Source organism: Providencia sp. UF-183 (genome assembly GCF_058246155.1).
The window spans coordinates 61,477-84,179 of the sequence record NZ_JBSICD010000009.1 but is presented as its reverse complement, the minus strand read 5'-3'; the positions used below and the strand labels follow the sequence as shown (position 1 = coordinate 84,179).

At 38.1% G+C, this 22,703-nt stretch carries 21 protein-coding genes; 12 read left to right on the top strand and 9 right to left on the bottom strand.

Going from position 1 to position 22,703, the window contains the following annotated elements; genetic code table 11:
• Positions 1-155 precede the first annotated feature (155 nt).
• The 8 genes from AC4IFT_RS10560 (at position 156) to AC4IFT_RS10525 (ending at position 7,372) form a co-directional block, all read left to right on the top strand.
• The gene (locus tag AC4IFT_RS10560; RefSeq protein WP_490733975.1) at positions 156-545 is read left to right on the top strand and encodes a helix-turn-helix domain-containing protein; all 390 of its coding nucleotides are present in this window, start codon (positions 156-158) and stop codon (positions 543-545) included.
• A gap of 81 nt (positions 546-626) precedes the next feature.
• Positions 627-1,190, top strand: coding sequence for a fimbrial protein (locus AC4IFT_RS10555; RefSeq protein ID WP_219245273.1), 564 nt, complete (start codon positions 627-629; stop codon positions 1,188-1,190).
• Between the two features lie 66 nt (positions 1,191-1,256).
• Positions 1,257-1,802: a fimbrial protein gene (locus tag AC4IFT_RS10550; RefSeq protein ID WP_490733978.1), complete on the top strand. Its 546-nt coding sequence runs from the start codon at positions 1,257-1,259 to the stop codon at positions 1,800-1,802.
• Positions 1,803-1,830: 28 nt separating this feature from the next.
• Complete coding sequence (locus AC4IFT_RS10545; RefSeq protein ID WP_490733980.1) at positions 1,831-4,362, top strand: outer membrane usher protein; 2,532 nt, start codon at positions 1,831-1,833, stop codon at positions 4,360-4,362.
• 13 nt (positions 4,363-4,375) lie between these two features.
• Complete coding sequence (locus AC4IFT_RS10540) at positions 4,376-5,125, top strand: fimbria/pilus periplasmic chaperone (protein WP_273804323.1); 750 nt, start codon at positions 4,376-4,378, stop codon at positions 5,123-5,125.
• A gap of 10 nt (positions 5,126-5,135) precedes the next feature.
• On the top strand, positions 5,136-5,750 hold the full coding sequence (locus AC4IFT_RS10535) for a fimbrial protein (protein WP_490751285.1): 615 nt from the start codon (positions 5,136-5,138) through the stop codon (positions 5,748-5,750).
• A gap of 40 nt (positions 5,751-5,790) precedes the next feature.
• On the top strand, positions 5,791-6,357 hold the full coding sequence (locus AC4IFT_RS10530; protein WP_490733986.1) for a fimbrial protein: 567 nt from the start codon (positions 5,791-5,793) through the stop codon (positions 6,355-6,357).
• 13 nt (positions 6,358-6,370) lie between these two features.
• Complete coding sequence (locus AC4IFT_RS10525; protein WP_490751284.1) at positions 6,371-7,372, top strand: fimbrial protein; 1,002 nt, start codon at positions 6,371-6,373, stop codon at positions 7,370-7,372.
• Positions 7,373-7,417: 45 nt separating this feature from the next.
• On the opposite strand, the gene AC4IFT_RS10520 is transcribed toward AC4IFT_RS10525, so the two are convergent.
• The 7 genes from AC4IFT_RS10520 to AC4IFT_RS10490 form a co-directional block, all read right to left on the bottom strand.
• Positions 7,418-8,095, bottom strand: coding sequence for a fimbrial protein (locus tag AC4IFT_RS10520; protein WP_490751346.1), 678 nt, complete (start codon positions 8,093-8,095; stop codon positions 7,418-7,420).
• Positions 8,096-8,187: 92 nt separating this feature from the next.
• Positions 8,188-9,804 carry a fimbrial protein gene (locus AC4IFT_RS10515; protein WP_490751283.1) on the bottom strand — a complete coding sequence of 539 codons (1,617 nt, stop codon included), beginning with the start codon at positions 9,802-9,804 and terminating at the stop codon, positions 8,188-8,190.
• Between the two features lie 25 nt (positions 9,805-9,829).
• Positions 9,830-12,325 carry a TcfC E-set like domain-containing protein gene (locus AC4IFT_RS10510; RefSeq protein WP_490733992.1) on the bottom strand — a complete coding sequence of 832 codons (2,496 nt, stop codon included), beginning with the start codon at positions 12,323-12,325 and terminating at the stop codon, positions 9,830-9,832.
• A gap of 19 nt (positions 12,326-12,344) precedes the next feature.
• Complete coding sequence (locus AC4IFT_RS10505) at positions 12,345-13,028, bottom strand: EcpB family pilus assembly chaperone (RefSeq protein WP_206085167.1); 684 nt, start codon at positions 13,026-13,028, stop codon at positions 12,345-12,347.
• A 92-nt stretch (positions 13,029-13,120) separates the two neighbouring features.
• On the bottom strand, positions 13,121-13,729 hold the full coding sequence (gene ecpA / locus AC4IFT_RS10500; RefSeq protein WP_219245265.1) for a common pilus major fimbrillin subunit EcpA: 609 nt from the start codon (positions 13,727-13,729) through the stop codon (positions 13,121-13,123).
• A 136-nt stretch (positions 13,730-13,865) separates the two neighbouring features.
• Positions 13,866-14,186 carry a helix-turn-helix domain-containing protein gene (locus AC4IFT_RS10495; RefSeq protein ID WP_490733993.1) on the bottom strand — a complete coding sequence of 107 codons (321 nt, stop codon included), beginning with the start codon at positions 14,184-14,186 and terminating at the stop codon, positions 13,866-13,868.
• A 782-nt stretch (positions 14,187-14,968) separates the two neighbouring features.
• Positions 14,969-15,454, bottom strand: a complete 486-nt coding sequence (locus AC4IFT_RS10490) for a cold-shock protein (RefSeq protein ID WP_490733995.1) — start codon at positions 15,452-15,454, stop codon at positions 14,969-14,971.
• A 179-nt stretch (positions 15,455-15,633) separates the two neighbouring features.
• Here AC4IFT_RS10490 and AC4IFT_RS10485 point away from each other — a divergent pair, with 179 nt between their 5' ends.
• Positions 15,634-16,332 carry an RluA family pseudouridine synthase gene (locus AC4IFT_RS10485; RefSeq protein WP_490751282.1) on the top strand — a complete coding sequence of 233 codons (699 nt, stop codon included), beginning with the start codon at positions 15,634-15,636 and terminating at the stop codon, positions 16,330-16,332.
• A gap of 287 nt (positions 16,333-16,619) precedes the next feature.
• On the opposite strand, the gene AC4IFT_RS10480 is transcribed toward AC4IFT_RS10485, so the two are convergent.
• Together AC4IFT_RS10480 and AC4IFT_RS10475 are read right to left on the bottom strand one after the other, a co-directional pair.
• On the bottom strand, positions 16,620-17,159 hold the full coding sequence (locus tag AC4IFT_RS10480) for a DUF2058 domain-containing protein (RefSeq protein WP_490733999.1): 540 nt from the start codon (positions 17,157-17,159) through the stop codon (positions 16,620-16,622).
• A 244-nt stretch (positions 17,160-17,403) separates the two neighbouring features.
• On the bottom strand, positions 17,404-18,768 hold the full coding sequence (locus AC4IFT_RS10475; protein WP_490734001.1) for an MFS transporter: 1,365 nt from the start codon (positions 18,766-18,768) through the stop codon (positions 17,404-17,406).
• A 505-nt stretch (positions 18,769-19,273) separates the two neighbouring features.
• Between AC4IFT_RS10475 and AC4IFT_RS10470 the strand changes: the two genes are divergently transcribed.
• The 3 genes from AC4IFT_RS10470 to AC4IFT_RS10460 are packed head-to-tail and all read left to right on the top strand — an operon-like array spanning position 19,274 to position 22,699.
• Positions 19,274-20,929: a signal transduction protein gene (locus tag AC4IFT_RS10470; RefSeq protein WP_490734003.1), complete on the top strand. Its 1,656-nt coding sequence runs from the start codon at positions 19,274-19,276 to the stop codon at positions 20,927-20,929.
• Between the two features lie 22 nt (positions 20,930-20,951).
• On the top strand, positions 20,952-21,779 hold the full coding sequence (locus AC4IFT_RS10465; protein ID WP_490751281.1) for an SDR family oxidoreductase: 828 nt from the start codon (positions 20,952-20,954) through the stop codon (positions 21,777-21,779).
• Positions 21,773-22,699, top strand: a complete 927-nt coding sequence (locus AC4IFT_RS10460; protein WP_490734007.1) for an N-acetylneuraminate lyase — start codon at positions 21,773-21,775, stop codon at positions 22,697-22,699. Before AC4IFT_RS10465 ends, AC4IFT_RS10460 begins: the two co-directional genes overlap by 7 nt.
• Positions 22,700-22,703: the final 4 nt, after the last annotated feature.

Genomic DNA, 22,703 nt, shown 5'->3' with positions numbered 1-22,703 from the left:
ACGATGCCTATATATAAAACAAAATCGCTAAAACCAATTTAACGCAACATTTTGATTTATTTTGTTGCGTTTCTTGAGTCAAAAACAATCAAGTCGTTTACTTTGTAGGCAGGTCTGACTGTAACCTAACTGACATAACGCTTTATTGGTGAGATATGAAAAATAATAAGTTAAAAACCAGTATAGATAACTTTCAGAAAATACTAACTGAACAAATTGGTTTGGAGTTATTTCATCTTAGAAAAGAAAAAGGGCTAAGTGGTAAAGAGCTAGCTAAAAAATTAAAGATATCACAACAACAAATTTCTCGATATGAAAGAGGAATATGTAGCATTAACTGTGCAATGCTGTTTTCAATCTTATTCTATCTAGATACTAACCCTAGTGCGTTTTTCGAAAGTATAACATTGAAAATAAATGAAGAACATTCAAATGCTAATTCATTTATTCATAACAATGAAAACCTCTTCGATAAGCAAGATAATTGTCATTATATTTTCAATCGACAAACAGAAATTATTTTAAATTCTTTATACAGCAAATAGTTATTTAAAAAATATAAGATTTAACTATGCCCACTTAATTGTTGGGTAATCATCACGTTGTTATATATAAATGAGGTTCAAATGAAAAAAGTATTTTTAGCAGCACTTGTTTCTGCCGCTATCGCTTCTCCAGCACTCGCTGATCAAGGGCATGGTAAAGTTACATTTAAAGGTGAAATCATCGATGCACCTTGCTCAATTAGTTCTGACTCTATTGACCAAACAGTATGGTTAGGCCAAATCGCTAACTCTGTTTTAGCGAATGGTGGTACTTCTACTGCTAAACAATTCAACATTGAATTAGAAGACTGTGTATTCCCTAAAGATGCAAACGACAAAGTCTATAATGACAAAGTCAACATCACATTCTCTGGTTCTAGTGCCGCGTTTAATCCTAAATTATTAGGTGTAACTGGCTTAGATGCAACGGATCCAACTATTGCAGGTAACGTCGGTATTCAATTAACAGATACCAACGGTGCAGCATTAGATATGGGTGTTGCTACAGCACAAGAGCACCAACTACAAGCAGGTGATAACACACTACGTTATAGCGCTTATGTACAAGGTGCAAACGTTGCAGTGGATAAAATTCCATTAGGTAAATTCGAAGGCGTAACTAACTTTACCTTAACTTATAACTAATTGATTAGTTAAAGAGGAATACATCCGTATTCCTCTATTAGTCACCTAATTAAGTCAGAGGTTAAAGTGAAAGGATTTATCTATTCGCCAAAAAATGCATTGTTTCTATTTCTTCTTACATTATTTCTTTCGCCACAAATGGCGGCATCACCTCATGGATGGGGAAAAGTCACAATGAACGGTGAGATAGTCGATACTGCCTGTGCAATAGATATCGGGTCTAGGGATCAGACGATTAATATGGGGGTGCTTCCAACAAGCTATATTCGTGAAGTTGGAAAAGGCCCCATAAAAGAATTCAATATTAAACTTGTTGATTGCCGTTGGGAAAAATATTCAAAAGATAATAACGAATGGAATTCACTCGAAGTCACTTTTGATGGTCCATCAGAAGGTAATTTCTTCACGCTCTCGGGTGAAGCAAAAGGAGTGCAATTGGCATTGCATGATATATCAGGATATTCCATTACACCAGGGAAGCCATTACCAGCATTAGGAATTACACCTGGCACAATGATATTGAAATATAAAATGCAATTAGTCACCAATTATCACCCTGTTAAAGCGGGTAATTACCAAACCTTATTAAGGTTCAAGGTCGATTATTATTAATTCTAAAAGTTATACTGCTGTTTTAGGGATGTTTTTTATGTTTTTTAAACAACACAAAATAAATATAATAACGACAACGATAATGCTTACTTTTGGGTCATTATCCGCCCAGTTATATGCTGCTGATACCATACAATTTAATACAGCTTTATTTGATTTAGAAGACAAAAAAAACATTGATATAAAGCAGTTCTCACGTGCTGGCTATATTATGCCTGGCACTTACCCTCTGAAAATACAATTAAATAAAGAAACACTTTCTGAGCAAAGATTTTCATTTTATGCGCCGAAGAATGACCCTGAAGCGAGCCTTGTGTGTATTACTCAAGAACAAGTCCAGCTGTTAGGATTAACGGCAGATTCGCTGAAGAAAATCACGTGGTGGCATAATAATGAGTGCCTTGATTTACTCAGCTTGCCCGGTTTTCAAGCTCGAGGAGATTTATCTGACTCAACATTATACCTGAGCATTCCTCAGGCCTATCTTGAATATAGAACGGCCAACTGGGATCCACCTTCCCTCTGGGATGAAGGGATCTCTGGGGCGCTTTTCGACTACAACATTAACGCAAGAGCCAATAAACCCCATGATAACAACAGTAACTATAATGTGACAGCAAACGGCGTTGCAGGCGTGAACCTTGGTGCTTGGCGCTTCAGGGGCGATTGGCAAGGACGTGCTCAACGAGAAACCAGTTCAAATAGTAAAAATGAGCATGATTTCCAATGGAGTCGGTTATACGCCTACAAAGCATTAACCAGTATTAAAGCTAAATTGACCTTAGGTGAAGACTATTTTAATACGGATTTATTCGATAGCTTCCGATTTACAGGTGTTAGCTTACGCTCTGATATCTTGATGCTACCACCTAACTTACGTGGGTATGCACCTGAGATTACAGGCGTTGCGGCAACCAATGCGACAGTCATTATTAGCCAACAGGGGCGAATTATTTACCAAGAACAAGTCGCTGCAGGGCCTTTTCGTGTCCAAAACTTAAGTGATGCAACGACAGGTAAACTGGATGTTAGAATCGAAGAGCAAGATGGCTCAGTTCAAGAATATCAAGTTGAAACGGCTAATATTCCTTATTTAACGCGACCTGGCAGTGTTCGGTATAAATTAGCAGTGGGCCGACCAACGGATATGGAGCACCATGTTAATGGAGACACATTCGCAAGTGGTGAAATGTCATGGGGTGTCACCAACGGTTGGTCATTACTCGCAGGCTCATTAAATAGCCAAGACTATAATGCATTCAACGTAGGTGTAGGCCGAGACCTATTAGCATTTGGTGCTTTATCTTTCGATATTACACATTCTATTGCAAATATTCCGAATGATAAAAAACTGACTGGTAATTCATATCGAATAAACTATTCGAAGCGCTTTGATGACTATGATAGCCAAGTCCAATTCGCAGGCTACCGCTTCTCTGAGCGTAGCTTTATGACAGTGACTGATTTTTTAACGGCTAAAGACTCTGGCGAACGCCAAGGCAGTAATAAGGAAATGTATGTGATTTCCCTAAATAAAAACTTTAGGGAATCAAGAATTACGGCTTATTTAAACTATTCACACCAAACGTATTGGGATAAGCCAGAAAGCAATCGCTACAATTTAATGGTCACAAAAACCTTAGATTGGGGGAGCCTGAAAAATATTAATATTTCGTTATCAGCTTATCGCAATAAATATAACGAAACAAATGATGACGGCCTTTATATTTCAGCATCCATGCCTTGGGGAAATGGCGCCAATATCGGCTATTCATTACAAGCAACACGGGACGACACCGTTAACCGGGCAACTTATTATGACAAGCTGTCTGATAGAACCAATTACCAAGTCAGCGCAGGGTCAACTAACAAAGGCGGAACCGCAAGCACCTATATTACTCATTATGGCGATAATACGAAGTTAACCGCAAATGCCAGCTATATTCACAATAATTACACGTCATTTGGATTAGGGGCTCAAGGCGGATTCACTATGACGTTAAAAGGTGCGGATGCTCACCGAGTTTCAAATATTGGCGGCACTCGTTTACTTATCGACACTGACGGCGTAGCTAAAATCCCCGTATCAGACCGCGGCATCCCTATTGCATCAAATGCATTCGGTAAAGTGGTCGTGCCTGACTTAAATAGCTACTACCGCAGTAAAGTTAAAGTCGACTTAAACGCTCTACCGAATAACGCCGAAGTGACTGATTCTATTGTTCAAGCAACATTAACTGAAGGCGCGATTGGCTACCGTAAATTTAATGTGTTATCTGGTGAAAAGATGATGCTTTCAATGCGTATGTCTGATGGTTCTGCGCCACCTTTTGGTGCTCAGGTTACCAATTTGGCAGGAAAAGAAACAGGAATAGTCACTGATAATGGATATGCCTACGTGAGCGGAATCAATCCGAATGAAGTCATGATTATTCATTGGGGTGGCGAAGCTCAATGTGAAATTCATTTTCCTGAAAATTTAGAAACAATTAGCCAAGGATTATTCATTCCTTGTAAACCATTATCAAATAAACGTAATGAAACAGATAATAATCTGTAGATGAGTGATTGCGATGAAAAAATTAACTAATTTATATATCAGTACTATTTTATTAAGCAGTTTAGTTAGCGGAAGTGCTTTCTCAGCAATTGCTTTAGATAGAACTCGCATTATTTTTAATGGCGATCAAAAAAGTGTATCAATCACTATTACCAATAAAAATAACCAACTGCCTTATTTGGCTCAAGGCTGGGTAGAAAATATTCAAGGGGTGAAAATTACCTCACCTTTTGCCGTATTACCTCCCGTGCAAAGAGTTGAACCGGAAAAATCAAGCCAAGTGCGTATTGAGGCACTCCCTGAAATAAGTCAATTGCCCCAAGATCGAGAAAGTGTTTATTACTTTAACTTAAGAGAGATCCCACCGAAAAGTGATAAACCCAATGTTTTGCAATTAGCATTACAAAGCAAAATTAAATTATTTTATCGCCCCAAAAGCATCATGCTAAGCGAAACTGAAATGCTGAATAACCCTTGGCAAGAAAAAACACAGCTTATTAAGCAAGGCGACCAATATATTATAAAAAACCCAACACCCTTTTACATCACTATTATTGGTGCTGCGGAGCGTATCAACTCACCGGTAAATCAAAACTTTAAAGCCGTTATGGTCGCGCCATTTAGCCAAGAAAACCTAGGTGTTCCAAGCTCTACTGTAGGTGCGAACCCTGTTCTCACCTACATCAATGACTACGGTGGCCGTCCTAAATTGCAATTCAAATGCCAAGCCAGCACATGCCAGGTTGTTCCTGAAAATAAATAGAGAGGAAAAGATGATTAATCAAAAAAGTCTTACCTTGCTTCTCGGGTTATCTCTGATATTTCCACCGTCTGTCATATATGGGGCATCCTCGAATGCCTTTCATAACGCCACAGGAAATTGGGATGTCGAAGGCGCTAATGGAAAAATTTTTGTTTATGGCTCCTTAACTGAAAGTGCTTGCCATTTATCGATGGACTCTGCATTTCAATCTGTTGATTTGGGGAATGTTGAAACTGCGTCATTAAAAGCAATTGGTGCACAAGGCCATAAGACCCCGATTAATATTGAGTTACTAGATTGTATCGAAACGCCAACCGTCCTAAGAAATGACAAATCGGGTAATGTTACATGGAGTACTTCTCAGCCGGGGATGAAAATTCGGTTTATTGCCCCTGTCATACCGTTTCGCCCTAACATTGCCAGTGTAGAAGGTGTTACAGGATTAGGATTACAAATCACTAACCCAAAAGGAAAAGAAATCGCTTTTGGTGAATACAGCGAACCACAACTTATTTCGTCTGGGCAAAATATTTTAACCTATTACGTAACCCCCGTTAGAGTTGCTGAAAAATTACAGGCAGGCGCGTACAGAAGCGTTATTTCTTTTCAAATAACCTATGAATAAGCTCACTCAATTTTGCGGATGTAGCATTGAAGGTATTTATATGAATAACTTAAATTTCAATTTTTATAAATTTAAAAAAATAATACTCTCCATGCTATTAAGTTTGTTATTTTTTTCATTACCGAGTCATGCAAAAAATGGTCAAATCGGTGAAATTAAAATACGAGGGCAGCTTGTTGCTGAAGCTTGTACAGTAAGACCTGGTGATGAAAATATCATTGTAGACTTTGGTACTATCGTCAATAAGTATCTCTATATCAACCAAAAAACGCCTCTGGAAAATTTTAATATTCACTTAGATGATTGTGATAATAGTATATTTAAAACGGTAACCGTTAAATTTACAGGAACCGAAAATACCAATCTACCAGGCCTTCTTGCATTAGATTCAGGCAGTATGGCTTCGGGTATAGGCATTGAAATTTTAGAATACAGTGGTAAAAAAATCCCCATTAATAGTACGACGCCCGCATACAAACTAGAGAATGGTACAAATATATTAAGTTTTAATGCGAATGTACAAGGGGAACCCGATGCAATCAAAAATAAAAGTATTGCGTTTGGCCATTTTACTGCAACCGCTATTTTTAGTTTAATTTATGATTAAGGTATCAGTAACAATGAAGATATTAATATTACTTCTCGCAACCTTATTATTTTCCCCCACCATTTTAGCATTCCAATGTAAAACAAATGGGGGCCAAGAGGTCGGCGGTGGAACACAAAGTATTAATGATGTTCCTCTTGATAATGATATTTTTGCGGTACCTAATCGAATTAATGAATTCGCAGATGTGAGCGATTTTATGACTTGCCGTAATGAAGCACCCACTGCGTACGTTGATTACCTCAATGTCACAGGCGCTGATTTAGGCCCCGCATTTAAAAACAATCCTGAATTAAAAGCGGGTGTTGTTGTACGTGGTGCTTATTATTTAGCGCCTTTTAGTGGGAAAGAAATTCAAGTTTTTCGTTTAACCACCGCCTCTGAACCTTTACAAATTAAATTATATTTACAAGTAAACGTTAAGCCTACGCCTTCTGTGTTAGTCAGAAAAGGCGATTTGTTGATGACGTTGGATCTCCATAAATACGCGACATATGTGAATAGTAACCAACATATTGACCACGCCTATTTTAAATGGAATTTCTATGCTGGAAATGATGTGGTAGTCGGAACAGGGACATGCGATATCAATAATAACCAAATCATTATTGTTGATTTTGAAACAGTCAACGCATCAGGTATTTCAACCGTAGGTAGCGCGAGCCGTTTTCAGCGCAATGTTGAGATCACGTACAGCTGCGAAGATAATAACTTAACAGCACCAATAAAAATGATTTTGAGCGGGGAAACCTCAACTTTCTCATCTGATGCACTACTCATTAGAACTGGCGATATCGGTAGCCAAGGCCCAATTATGCCCGGACTAGGTGTAGAGGTTTATCATCAAGGACAACGTGTTTCGCCAATGAATGGGCACTTCAATTCAAAAATCGAAAACGGCCATGGCCGAGATACATTAATGTTTACGTTAGTGAAAAAACCAAATTTATCACCAAATGAACTAACAGAAGGCTATTTTAACTCTGCGGCAACAATTATTATGTCCACACCATAGCGATAGAAAGGGGCTTTTAATGAATAAAAGCCCCTTTCTTATTAGTTATTCACAATTCCCAACTGAGTAATACTTATCAAAAATAACAATATATTTTCGGCTTTTTTTCTTTAAGCGTGCATCGTTAAACTCTTGATTAGGCAATAAATAAAAGACGTAAGGCTCAGAGTCATCATCAGCATCACAGCTTTCATGCAATAACACTCTAAAGTAAGTATTCCCTGTATTTTTCAACACGCCTTCATTTGAATTAAGGTTGTATTTAAAATCAGGTTTTTTGGGTCTCACAACAAAATAGGTTTCTAAACTAACAGTTGGGTAAAATAATGGCTGCTTTTTTTTCCCGTCATCATTGCGCATATCTAAAGGCGTTTCGCTAATAATAATCTTATAATAACGCTCTGTTTCATCCGCTTGCCCTCGATAAAAAATTTTAAAAAATTCTTGCTCTCCTGGTAATAAAATTTTCTTCAATGGCGTAAAAATAATTTCACCGTTGAGTATCGGCTCACCCTGTTCTTGGCCACCCGGCTTATCAATTTTATAAGCACTAAAATTGTATAAGTTCGTCTTTTTTGTGTCATTCACGTATGGCTTAGAAAAAAACTCTTGCCCCGAATCCATCGAAGAAATATCTGAGTTGATATATAACGCAAATGCGTTGTTGTAGAACGAAAACAACACCATCAAGAATAGGATTTTAAGCAAAGAAAAGCGTTTCATAATAAAAATCCGATATTGAATTGAAGGAAGAATTGGTGCCAATAAAATGGCTACTTGCGTCATTACAAGTAGCCACAAAATAGCCGTGAAATTTATTGAATATCCGGCCCTGTCCAAATCGCCTTAACGGTGATCGTCCCACTTGCTGAAACTGTCCCAAGCCAATCAATGCCATCTAATGTGAAAAACGAATTAGCATCATTCATTGGGAACGATAAATCTAAATTAGTGCGATAAAAAGAACCGAGATCTTCATTTGGCCTATCCCATGGCGTTTCCGCCCATAACGCATTTTTCAATGAAATTTCATTGTTATCACAACTTGCGCGATATGATTCTTTCACACCACTGCCATTTTTAAAGGAAAGATAGGCAGAAAAAGGCACATTTAATTTGTTATCGTTTGACGTAAATAAACAATACGATTGACCTTTTAATATTGTTTGGGGGCCTTCAACTTTTGCTGTAATAGAATCAGCCTGCCTTGGGCCACTGGTGGTAACAATATAATTAAATTCTATTGGTGGTTCTTCGCTACCGACCTTACCTGTTTTCGATTGATTTGGATTAAAGTCCGCAGGAATAATGCTAATTCCATAATCTCTCGGTTTAATTATTAAGTAGTTTGATGGCGTAAATTCATAAAAACCAGACTGTGGCAGTGGAGATTGAAAACCAAACGTATAAACACTGTCCGCCAATGTCACGGTTGAATTCGGCGAGGCATCAACTATCGATTTCAAATAAGTATTAGAGAGAAAAACTTCAATATTCTGTGAGCCATTATTAAAAATCTCAGACATATTTGTTGTTGAAGACCAATTCGTCCAGCGTGTGCTATTACTGCCTTTGTATTGGATCTGTGCAGCAGCAGGGGCCCTTGCTAAACCTAATTTTGCACTATCAATGTACATCCGAACCGTAAATGACCCACTAATTGATGATCCTTTGGTTTCTAACTCCACCAATTTACAAATTACGCCAGACGTATTTCCAACAATACCGGTAGAACAAAAGTTCGAACCAAGCCCAATGGTTGGATTCCCATTACTGTCCACAAACACTTCTTGCAAGGCGCCCGTGCCTTTCAAAATAATGCTCCCTTTTTTATTGGTTGGAATGTAATGTTGCTGTGTACTTGTTCGCCCCCCGCTGGTCATACAGGTCGTGTTATTTAAATCGTAATCATCACGACTCGTACATGTTCTTAAATCAAAGGTGTATTCAGTTCCTGGCGGAATTTCCGCTAACCAGCGATAAAACGCTTCCGATAAAATAGGCCTTGAATAACCCGATTCACCCGGCGTACCTGTTTGCTGTATTTTATATGCTCCATTATCCCGTAATTGCTGAGCGGGCCAATAAGAGGTTGCAGGGCAATTTCGGTTGTTCGTCATACAACGGTTTCCAACAAACGGTTGGTTGACAGGGGAATTTTCTAACCAAATATCACCCATATTATAAGCAGAACTAAATGGCGTACCGGTATACCCCATATAACCTAAACTCAATTGGCTATTACGTTGGTATTTTGTGAAAACATTGGAACCCGAAAAACGCGGGTCAACTCTATTTGCCACAATAAAAAATTCATTATCAATCTGGTTTTCAACAATGACATATTCTTGCAGTGGAGCGGTTGCTGCAAAAGAATTCGGCGTTAAAACAGCGAATGAAAAAAAGAGTGCTGTTATCGATAATAATCGCATATTAAATTAGCCTTTAAAGAGATAATTAACGTTTAGCAAATGCTTCTTGAGGCTCACAAGTCACCTCACCAACCCATAATGCACCGCGTGCACCTTGCAGGTTTAAATCGGCTTCGCAAATAGTCTGTTGGTCGTCTTGTAATAGTGATATCACGGGATATCGAACATCAACGTCCATGGAAAACTCACCATTTTGGTCTGTTTTTGTTCGGCCGATGTGGTTTCGAATGGAGGCATATTTTATATATTCGCCATTAGGAGATTTCAGACGCCCAAATACGGTCACTAATTGCCTGACTTCGGGTTGATAAAGGGCAATATTTCCAGGATATAATGTGACGGATTTATTTCGGCCAGAGACAATATCAAAACTGTCTTTTGATTTGCCGTCATTCATTAATTGGATGTCATAGTCAGAATAAGGAGACAATGGAATAAACGTATTTTTTCCGCTAATTGGGTAGTTTTGGCCATTCACTTTAGCCACCATGCTGCCACTACCTTTAATATCTGAGTTAATAATGACGCCAGATTTACCTTGCTGCCCGCTCGGCGTGATCATTCCGTTACTGTAGGCCACTGAACCACGTGAAGTTAAGTTACCATTGAGTCGGTTATTATCAGGCCGGTTAATCGTCACAGTTCCTGAATTGTATTTCGTGTCGTAAGACGCATAACCTAGCGTTGAAAAATCAGACTCGCCATTATCTTTATCACGAACTAATTTTGAAACTGAAACCCCCGCATTGGTAATCACAGAGTCTTCAAAATTCTTATTCGCATAAATATTGGCTTTTACGTTCCCGTTTGTCGAAGAAACGCCCGTACTTAACCAAGTAGAGAGCGGCAAAGAGAAGTCAAGATTCACGTATTTTTCGTTGGTACTGTTTTGATTATCATAGTGATAGCGCTGAACGCCCGCTCTTAACCCTACGGTGCCATAACGACCAGAGAATAATGTATTGGCGTATTCATAGTTAATTGAGTCACTGCCAACACGGCGGTCTTTGGTATTACTGATAGTAAACGAGCCTGTTCTATCAATGATTTTGTCAAAATTAATCGTGCCGCCGTAAGAATAACTATCCGCATCATAAAGTGGTAAATCGCCCGTCACGACAGTCTTTTCTTTAGATGCCCATAAAGAACCGTACCCCTCAGGGATATTGACTGAAATCGTTGCAATGTTGCGATGGCTACCATGATTTTCTAACATGCCTTGCCAAGCAACTGAAATATAGTTATTTAAAGACGCATTAACGCTGGTTTCTTGTACAACAAACTTATCAAATCCATAGTTGGACATTTGGAAACGAACACCCGATAACACCGGGAAGTTATAGGCAAAAGAAACACCCGCTAAATAACTTTTTTCAGGGGTTTGACTATGTGAGCCCTCACCTCTCACATAATGGCGTTTATCGAAATCAATATATCCACCATAAATTTCCCAATTTAGTTTGTCGTAATTTCCCGTTATCGCACCGAAGGATTTATTAATTGTTTGGTGCTGCGTGGTGACAACTTTTCCATCAACAACCGTTTCGATAGTGACTTCATAAATACCATAAGGCAATACGCTCGTATCAACTTCAAAATTACCCATCGGGAAATTTTGAATATTTAATAATTTACCTTGGCGGTAAATACGCACTTCCCCAGGGCTATTTAAAAAAGCATAAATGGGCGTTAACGACTGTTGTTTGTTTACCACCATACTGGATGAATTATTCCCGATGGAAGCGGCATAAATTTTACTGCTACTGAGCGCGGTTAAACTGGCAATTGATTGCAGGTTCCATGTGCTCATTAAACCGAGCGCAAAGCGGAATCCATTAAAATCGCGTTCATACATTGCACGGTAAAGCTCAACATTCGAATTCGATTTTCCGATACTGTAAGCCGAAGCATTCACGTTAAAGTGATGCTCTGCGGCAGCAAATAAGGTATCTAAATTAAAATAGCTACTTGATGAGTCTTTCGCGTCTTTGACCCGGCTCTGAAACACACCTAAATCATAATTGGCGACGGCTGAAAGTGAATTAACTGAAGAATTTCCTAAGACAGATTGTCTCGCATGCTCTTTTGCTGCAAAAGCGGCTTTATCAACATCTAATGATAGGTTGAATGAAGAGATATTTAATTGAAGAACGGCATTGTTATCAATAACAATGCCGTTATTTTCATTAAAAATGGCATTTTGCTTACTTTCAAGCTTCTCAACTAATAAGTTATTAAGTTTCGCACCCTGATCATTATCAATGAGATGAAGACTTGATAATTTAATTTTATCCTGATCAATGACAATAACTGCATCCGCAATTTTGCTTTCACTCTGGCTTTTTTTAGCCTCATCATTCAGACGTAAAAAAACAGGTACAGACATTCCTTCCTCCAATGCACTCACAAATGCAGGAGGAATAATATATCCGCCAATCTTAATACTTTTCATTTCATCAGCATTAATCGAATTCGAAAAAATAATACTCAATATTGATAAAGCAATAGCACTCTTACGCATGATTTAAGTCCATTCTTCATTATTTGACAACAATGAACTCTCCTTTGTGCCAAATACCTACGCTTGATTTTTTATTTGAGAGATCGACAAATTGCAATTTAACGGCTAAATGTGGCATAAGGTAATATCGCTCACGGCAAACACCATCCACTGCATATTTTTGTTTTTCTGCTAAACAAGGTCCTGAAGCCACAACACGAAAAGAACTATTACCCGTATTCGCAACTTGGGAATTAATATATTGGTAATTAAAGTTTTCAATTCTTGGTGCGACAACTAAAATCGTACTAATTGTTGCCGATGTTGTTGCTGATGCAGATTTTGAACTTTGCGTAACCCCACTTTCACCAATAGGGTCATCTTTCCAATTCAATCTGTAATAACGTTCTTTATCATCCTTTGGCCCCTGATAAATAATTTTAAAAACATCTTTTGCTTTACCAGGAAGAATTAAATTAGCTGGTGTTGATAATATTTCATTAGGATCATTGACAGGAATAACCTTTCCATTTTCAAGTGGAGAGTCAATTTTTTCGATTGTTAGATTAACCAGTCTTGCTGTATCAACTGTATTTTCAATTTCTTTCGCTATCGTGTCTTCATCGGATGGTATTATCTCAGTAATATTCCCCACATTAACAGCGAAGCTATTTTTTAATGGGAGCCATGATAATAAAATTAAGGCTAATGTTATTTTTTTCATAATCATAAATTTCTAAGAAAGGAATAACGATAAAGATATTATTTCCTTATAGTATCTTTATCGTAGTATTCAATTATCCAATAAAGGGATAATTAAGGAGCTGGAGTAAAAGTACCGTCCCAAGTTGCGGTAAATTGAACTTTCACATCACCATCCCATGTACCGTCTGTTAATGCTTTAAAGTCTGTTGCTGCACCAGCCGCTTCAGCACTTGCAATAACAAAGGTGAATTCACCACGGTCTGTAGCACGGTCAGAACCATTGTAGATACCATCAGCAGCTAAGTTATCTAAACCAGAAGTTAAACCTTTTGATGTATCAATTAAGACTAAGTCTGTATTTTTATTTAGATCTTCGCCATTCCATTTAACACCAACAGTTAATTTAGAATCGTCAGTTGTTCTTGCTAATGTGTTAGCAATAATTTTTGATGCTAATTTAAAATCTGTAGCGCCAGCTTGACCTTGAATTGCAATGTCGAACGCACCATTTTGCTGGTTAAAGCTTTTTTGGCCTTCAGCATAATTAAACGTTAAACTTTTTAATGGAGTAACAACTAACATACTTGTTGTATCTTTAATTGCTGTTGCTTGCCAAGTCGCAGTCGCTTGAGCAGTACGTGTATCGGCATTAGCAACGGTTGCAAAAGAAGCAGCAATAACTGTTGATAGCAAAACAGATGCCATTTTTTTATTTAACATATTATTCTCTCTAATTTAAATTTATATCAAAAAATAATTACATAGTATAAAAAACACTTTTAACCGTGCTTTTTATAAAATATAATCAATAAAATAATCAGAAAATCTGATTATTTTATTCAGATTACCCTAATAATTAGAAGTTATTTATAAAGTTTTTAGTAGAATAGCCTTTCCATGAAAGATATTTATTTTTACTTTCATTTTTTTCTGTTTTTATTCCAACTACCGATTCATCTTCAAGAAACCGAATTACATCTATCCATCTTTTATCCAGTATTCTCAAAAATTGTTCTAATTGATCTAGCGTAATAGATGTCGTTCCTATTTCATAACGAGAAATTTGTTGTTGGCTAACATTCATTAATTTAGCCAACTGCTTTCCTGTCATATTTCTTTCTTTACGGGATCGCCTTAAGAAAATACCAACATGACTACTGATTATATTAGATTTCATTAACTACACTCCAATATAAAATAATTAATTAAACATTTAATTCTCATTAATAATAAATACATTGAAATAAGAGTAAAAACGTTTATACCGATCAAATAGCGAAATTTGATAGTCGCAGCCTATTAAATGATGAATATTGATCACTTTAACTTATTGATATACGCATATCATGGGTATTTAAGATAAGAAATAGATAATTAACTGCCTGATAAATATATTAATTAAATATTATTAGTATATTTTAATTTATGGCAGGTATTATTGCGTGTAATTCCAAGCGAGTAATTACTCCTATAAGGATTAAAACACATAAAGTTACATTGAATTACAAATTGACACAAAGTACATTAATTCTAATCATGCGAACTCATAATATGAGTAAAATAATAAACTATAAACATAGATAGTTTTGGTTTTACTCATTAACAGCAATAACAAATTCAATATATATCTCTAAAAAAATAAAAATTCACCTTAATAAATCAATTAGAGGCTAAGGAAAAGTAAGGCTATCAGCCTCTTTACATGGCACATTTATCATTACTCATATTTCGAGTACGCGTAAATCAAATTTATTTTTGATATTTAGGTGAATACGCGCTTAAGCCCAAAAAGGGAAATCAGCTCCTTTAAAACAAAGCACCGATAGTAAGTGGATTCACTTAGAAGAACAATCAATATTATAATATTGAAATAAAAGAAGGGATTTATTAAAAAGCATCTCACGAAAAGCGCCATCAAAGATAGCGCTTCAGTACTCAATTTTCAGGTCTATCTAAATGCTAATTTTTGCATGAATTCAATCGTTTTACTGTCTCTTCAATATCTATTTCATCTTCTGAAAACGTCAACGTCGTGCCATGCAGTGTGGTGATGGCTAATTTTTTCAGTGAACGCATATCACCGGGTTTAATTTCCGTTTTTGGGCGAATACTACTCATCAATGCACCGACCGATAACACGGTATTCGCTTTATCAATACCCGCATCAGCAGGAACTTCTTCACTGTAAACGAGGAAAGATTTAATCGCAGTGAGTTTTAAACGCTCACCTGCAATAAAAATATACTTGCTCTCAGGGATCACCTTGACTGCAAAAGCAGACAAACCTTTATTGTTGGTTGTGGGTTCAAAGGTGACTTCAGCGCCTTTTTTGATCAGCTCAGGGTTAGCAACCTTAATCACATGAAAATAACGGTTATCGCCATTTTCATCTTTGATAAATCCGAAGCCTTTATCGTCAAACCACGTTGTGATTGTTCCTTTCATTGCATTACCACCTAATTAATCGTTTATGAACTCAGTTTCTCTGGCAGCAGTATAAAGCACAAAGCAGGCTCAGACCATGCCTTTGGTTTTACGCTGAGAGTAAATTTCCCTGATCTCAAAAGCGACGAGGAGAGAAAAATTAGCTATTATGTGTTGCCATTCTTTACCCTGAGAACTCGATGTCTACGATTATTGATACCTTTATTGCCCCACCTTGCCATGAGCAGATTGATATCCTCTATCAAGACGAACATTTGCTGATTATCAATAAGCCTTCAGGGTTACTTAGTCTTTCGGGAAAGAATCCTCAAAATTTAGATTCAGTACATTATCGACTGGTGAAGTTATTTCCGGATTGTACGCTTGTCCATCGCTTAGATTTTGGCACTTCAGGGCTGATGATCATTGCCCTCAATAAAACCATCAATGCAGCACTGTGCCAGCAGTTTAGCCAACGAACCGTTGCTAAAGTTTATCAAGCATTACTGTGTGGGCACTTGGATGATAATGAAGGGATAATTGATACGCCGATTGCAAAAGACCCAGCGCTATTTCCTCGAATGTCTATTTGCGAAGTGAATGGAAAGCCCGCACGCTCCCGTTATTGGGTGATTGAGCGTGTTCAACAAGAAATGGTCGATGGCATAATTGCCCCATTAACACGAGTGCAGCTCACCCCTGAAACAGGGCGCACCCATCAGCTACGTATTCATTGTCAGTATTTGGGGCATCCCATTTTAGGCTGTGATTTATATGGTGGCCAATGCTTACCCGGAACAGAACACTCGCCAAGGCTAATGTTGCACGCAAGTGAACTGCATTTTATGCACCCAATTAGCCATAAACCGCTCCATATGATTTATGACAGCCCGTTTTAGTTGCCCCTAGGCGTATAACTTGAAGCTATCTTTTAATACCCTACATAATTCAATTTTAATACTCTAAATAGTTCAAATTGCAGCTAGGCGTCAAGTGAGGGCCCCTTAGGAGCATACACAAGTATGTGACTAAGGTGACCGAATGCAGACAACAACGCTGCGGTTTGAAATATGACGAGTATTTGCAGCTAGGCGACAAGAGAATGAGACACTAGGAGCATACATAAGTATGTGACTAGTGCGAATCAACGCGGTCAACAACGCTGCAGCTTGAAGTATGACGAGTATTACCACATCAAATCATCTGGGATCTGGAACTCCGCATACGGGTCATCTTCATCCAAAGCCTCTTCGCTTAATGCATTATTTAACACAATGCTGTCCACATCCCTTTGCGTAATTTTATCGGCGACAACCGCTGGAATAATTGCGTATCCACTTACATCACTGTTATCAATGAGCAAACGCGCAATCGCCAAGCGACCACTAATAAGTTGTTTTTGCGTAGTTTTATCTACCATCACTTGTTTAATGACATTGTTGTCGGTGAAGTTAAACGCAATATCGCCTTTTGCTATCTCAATTTTATTCATTTCGATTAGCTGCTTCACTTGCGCTTTATATTCTTTCGATAAAGCAACTTGTTTTTGCTGTTCACTCAACTGCTTGTCACGCTCAAGCTGTGCTTTTTTGTTTTCTTCTACGGCTTCTCTCGCTTCACGCGCTTGTACCCGTGATTTTTTCGCGGTTCTTTGAACTTTTGCCATTTTTTTACTGGTGACTAACCCTGCTTGTAGCATCTGTTCTTGTAAGGTGAGTTTTGCCATTTCTATTTCCGCATCAATTAAATTGTCAGTGAGATAATGGGGGGATTATACCTGTAATTTTTGAGCATGTACCGAGTCGAAAAGAAAGGCTCTATGTAGAAGAAGAGTAATAAATATTACTGCCGCTATTGTGGTTTGTAATTTCCCTGCTAAATATTTGAACAAGTGATACCAATAAACCCTAATAGCTATTTACCACGCCGTTAGGGTTTATTTTTATGAAACAATTAACCTATTTCTAATATTAATTTTTAATTTCTTCTGTTAAATCATCGCTATAAGTTTCTTTTGTCACACAAACACAAGCAATTGTGACTAAGGCCATGCAAGCTAAAAATGCAGAGATAGGCCATGAATTCCCTCCCGACCACACCAGTAAAAGCGTACCAATCATAGGAGTAAGCCCACCGACAATATTTGCGAGTTGGAAACCTAAAGACACACCGGTGTACCTAACTTTTGTATCGAATAGTTCAGAGAAAAATGCAGGTTGTACGCTAAACATCATTCCTAACCCAACTGAGTAGCAAAAAGAGGTTGCGAACATAAACATTTTAACGGAGCCGCTATCAATCATCCAAAATAAAGGAAAAGCAAAGATAAAAGTAATTGTAGCACCCGCTAAATAAACAGGCCGGCGACCGATTTTATCCGATAACCAACCAAAGAATGGGAAGGTAAAAATGCCACAGAAACTCGCTAGCAATAAACCGTTTAATGCTGTTTCACGCGTGAAATCTAATTCGCGAGTCACGTAAGACATAAAAAATGCCACGGTTAACCACCCTAATACAATTTCCCCCATGCGCATACCCATAGCCAGAAATACAGATTTACGATAATGCTTTAACACAGTTAATACTGGATATTTCTGTTCTTTCGTTTGGCTAGCTTCTTGCTGACGTTGGTTTTCTTTAAAAACAGGGGTTTCTTCAATATTTGAGCGGATATATAACCCAATAAATAATAATAAGATGCTGACTAAGAAAGGCATTCTCCAGCCCCAGGACATTAAATCATCCTCAGGCAACATGACAACTAAAGCGAAAACACCGGTTGCAATAAATAACCCTAACACATTTCCTAACTGAACAAACGTCCCAAAAAAACCACGTCGATGTCGCGGTGCATATTCCGTAATGAGTGTTGTCGCGCCTCCCCACTCACCTCCGATGGCAAAACCTTGGCAAAGACGCAAAAAAATCAAGAGCAACGGAGCTGCATTTCCTATTGAGTCATAAGAAGGAATTAATCCAATACAAAAAGTGGATATCCCCATGATCATCAATGAAATCACCAACGATTTTTTACGACCAATTTTGTCTCCATAGTGACCAAAAACGATAGCACCGATGGGGCGGCTCACAAAGGTAATCGACAATGTTAAAAATGAAACGATCAATGCCATTAATGGCGATAAGTTTGGGAAAAATAATGTTGGAAAGACTAATGCTGCCGCTGTGCCATAAATAAAAAAATCATAAAATTCAATGGTTGTTCCTGCTAATCCTGAACCAAGAACGGTAACAAGCTTACGTTGTTGCTTTTTTTCTTGTTCACTTTCTTCATGTACCTGAGCCGTACTCGTTGTGGGTGTTAGTAGTGTCATTTTCAAATCCTCTACATAGTGATTATCTGTATGCTTGCATTAGTTATATTATGTAAATATTTTATTAATTTGCTAACTCGAGTTAGCTGATAATAGCAAAGGATATGGTTGCTCAAAGTTATTATTGATAATTTTGTGATGGCGATCTTTCAAACTTTTTTATCATAATGATTAATATATAAAAAATATTTTATTTATTAATGTGGCATTATATTTTTGTTGATTTCAAGAAAAAAAAACTGAAGACAATCAAATTAAACCTAATAATTAAAGTCAACATAATAAAAACAAATAGCGCAAATTATTAACAATTTATAAAAAGAAAACAAATTCATACTTTTCAAGAAAAAAACAAATCCTTTAATTACAGTAAATTAAAAAACCAATCATGAGTTCCGTCACATATTTGATTTAAACGAATTGAGTTAGACAACTAATAATAATAACTTGCTAACTCGAATTAGCACAATTAGAAACACAGCATCTATCATCAGGAGAGCTTCCTATGTTGACTTTTACCCCACCAGCCCATCCAAAACTAATAACAACTCAATCCAATGAAGTATTATTGGTGACAAATGCTGACTTACGCGAACCTGCGAACGTGACCTGCTGGCCGACTCAAGCTCTGTATGAACAACGTTTAGCAGATGCATTAAACAAGCTTGGTTACCAAGTCAAACGGGCACACCCCGTAGATAATGAGAGAGGTCATGGGTTCATCAGTAACCAGCGAGAAGGAAGTGATATTTTTGCGCAAATAGCACCTGACGCGCCTGTTATTGTGTTATTAACAGCATGGCAATATTCACACCATATTGCCCCTTCATTAGCTCATCATCGCGGTCCCATTTTATTGTTAGCCAACTTCGATGGCACATGGCCTGGGCTGGTTGGTATGCTATGTATGGCAGGTTGTTTAACAAGCTTAGGTTGCCATTATTCACGGTTATGGTCAGATACATTTACTGATGACTTTTTTATGAAAGGCCTGCAAACGTGGCTTGATGATGGCTTTCTCAATCATAAGTTAGATTATTTATACCCACTAAAATCAACTGATGCCGTTATGGGAACCCCTGAAGGTAAGATTGGTCGTGAAATGGGACAAGCCATGTTGCGGGATAAAGCCATCATTGGGTTATTTGATAGCTTTTGCATGGGGATGATTAATGGTGTTTTTCCACAAAAATCAATGATTGATATAGGGATGCCAATTGAATCCTTATCTCAATCCGCCTTATTAATTGAAATGCAAAAAGTACCGCAATCCCTACGAGAAGATTGCTTAACATGGTATCAGTCTCAAGGAATGACATTTAAGTTTGGTACAAACCACAGCAATGAATTAACCCGTGAGCAAGTATTAGAGCAATGTGCCATGATGATTGCGATGGCTCGATTCACGAAAAGGTTTGGTTTAAGTGCCGTTGGGGTGCAATACCAACAAGGCTTGAAGGACAGTTGTGCTGCTTCAGACTTTGCAGAAGGCGCTATCGGCAATTCAGCTCGCTTTCCTATACCCGATGAAAACGGCGAAATTATTGCTCCAAACTTACCTATCACCTGTATTAATGAAGTTGATATGGGTAGTGCTATCCCACAAGTCATCATGGCTAAGCTATTACAATCATTAAATATCCCCAGTGAAACAACGTTACATGATATTCGTTGGGGAAGTGAGTATGACGGTACGTTTTACTGGGATTTTGAAATTTCAGGCGCGGTTCCGTTTGCACACCTAAAAGGTGGTATTGCTGGGGCAACAGGTTATCGCCAACCGCCAATGTTTTTTCCTTTTGGAGGCTCAACAATCGCAGGGCAAGGAAAAAAAGGTCGCTTCATCTGGGCTAGGGCACATTATGAAGGGCTCCAAGTCGTTATGCATATTGGAACAGGTACCGCAGTTGAGCTTCCTGATGCTGAATTTGAGCGCCGCCGCCGAGCAACAAACTATGAGTGGCCATTATTAAATGCTGTACTTGATGGCATCTCTCGTGATTCATTAATGGCGGGACATCAAAGTAACCACCTATCGATTGCCTATGTTGATGAAGATATATTAGGCAATGTAGTCCAAGCCTTTGCCGCACAAGCGATGACGCAAAATATTCACGTGTTGATTGCAGGGGATGCTCGTCAATATTTTATCCATCAATAAATAAAAGAATAAGGAACTCGTTATGACTGACCCACTTTTTTCGCTACAAGATAAAACTATTATTGTCACTGGTGGATTAGGGCAACTTGGTGCGCAGTACGTCAAGACCCTTCATGAACGTGGCGCTAATGTTGCGGTATTAGCGACCCACGTTACACAAGCACGTTTGGCTCAAGTATTAGGTTCATTGCAAGACTCCCCTCGCATCGCATGTTATGAAGTTAATATTACTGATAAAACAAGTATTAATCGTGTATTAGATCAAATTGAATCTTTATGGGGAACACCCGATGGTTTAGTGAATAACGCGGGTATCGACACTCAACCAAGCGCACCGCCTGAAGTCTCTGGGCCATTTGAAGATTTCCCAGAAGACGTTTTCCGTGAAGTGGTTGATGTAAACCTAGTTGGCACTTTTTTAATGACCCAACAAGTTGGAAAACGCATGAGGAAAGCGAAAAAAACGGGTTCTATTGTCAATATTGGCTCGATTTATGGTGTTGTGTCACCTGTTCAAGATATCTATAGCTATAAAAAAGAAGATACTGGCATTCCTTTTATTAAGCCTGTTGCCTATGCAGCTGCAAAATCGGGTATCTATAATTTTACTCGTTACTGTGCAACTTATTGGGGAAAAGAAGGTATTCGGGTGAATACGTTAACGCTCTCTGGTGTTGCTCGACAGGATCAAGACCCTCGCTTTCAAAAAAATTATACTGACCGCATCCCAATTGGCCGTATGGCTAATCCTGATGAATTTAATGGCGCTATTGTCTTTATGCTTTCAAACGCATCTTGTTATATGACAGGTGCGAACCTTGTCATTGATGGAGGTTGGACAGCATGGTAAATCAACAACAAGATAAATGGGCTAAATTTCGTGGGATTATGTCGGCTATTGTGACTCCAATGCATGACAATGAAGATATCAATACAGCAGCATTAGAAACGCTGGTGAGGCACCAGATCGCACGTGGTGTTGAAGGATTTTATTGTTGCGGATCATCTGGTGAAGGCCCTCTTTTACATTTAGATGAACGAAAACAAGTTCTAGAAACTATTATCAATAGCAGTGAAGGAAAGGTGCCTGTAATTAGTCACATTGGCGCACCAAGAACTCAGGATGCCGTCGAATTAGCAAAACACGCAGAAAGTGTGGGTGCGAGCGCTGTTTCTTTAGTTCCCCCTTACTATTATAAATACAGTAATGAAGCTATCATTCGCTATTACCAACGTATTTTAGATGAAACATCACTGCCTGTTATTTTGTATAACATTCCTCAATTTACAGGGGTAGAGTTAGATCTCGAAACAGCGAAGACGTTATTCAGCAATGAACAAACACTGGGAGTGAAACATACCTCTCACAACCTTTACGCTTTAGAGCGTATGGTAGATAAACACCCTGAAAAAGTTTTCTTTAATGGCTTTGATGAAATTTTTCTTTCCAGTTTGGCGGCAGGAACCACGGCAACCGTGGGAACAACCGTGAATATTCAACCTGAGCTCTTTCTCGCGGTTCGCCATTGTTTTGCAAAAGGGGACTTTATCACTGCACAAAAACTGCAACATCAAATCAATGATGTTGTTGAAACTATGGTCAATAACGGTATTTTTCAATCAACAAAATACTTGGCAGGATTAGATGTCACCTATTTAGGCCCTGTAAGAGAACCATTTATTCCCTTGAATGCAGAACAAAAGCAAGCACTTGACTGCCTTCATTCCCGTTTACAAGGATATATCCACGCGGCACGCACCTTCATTTAATGAA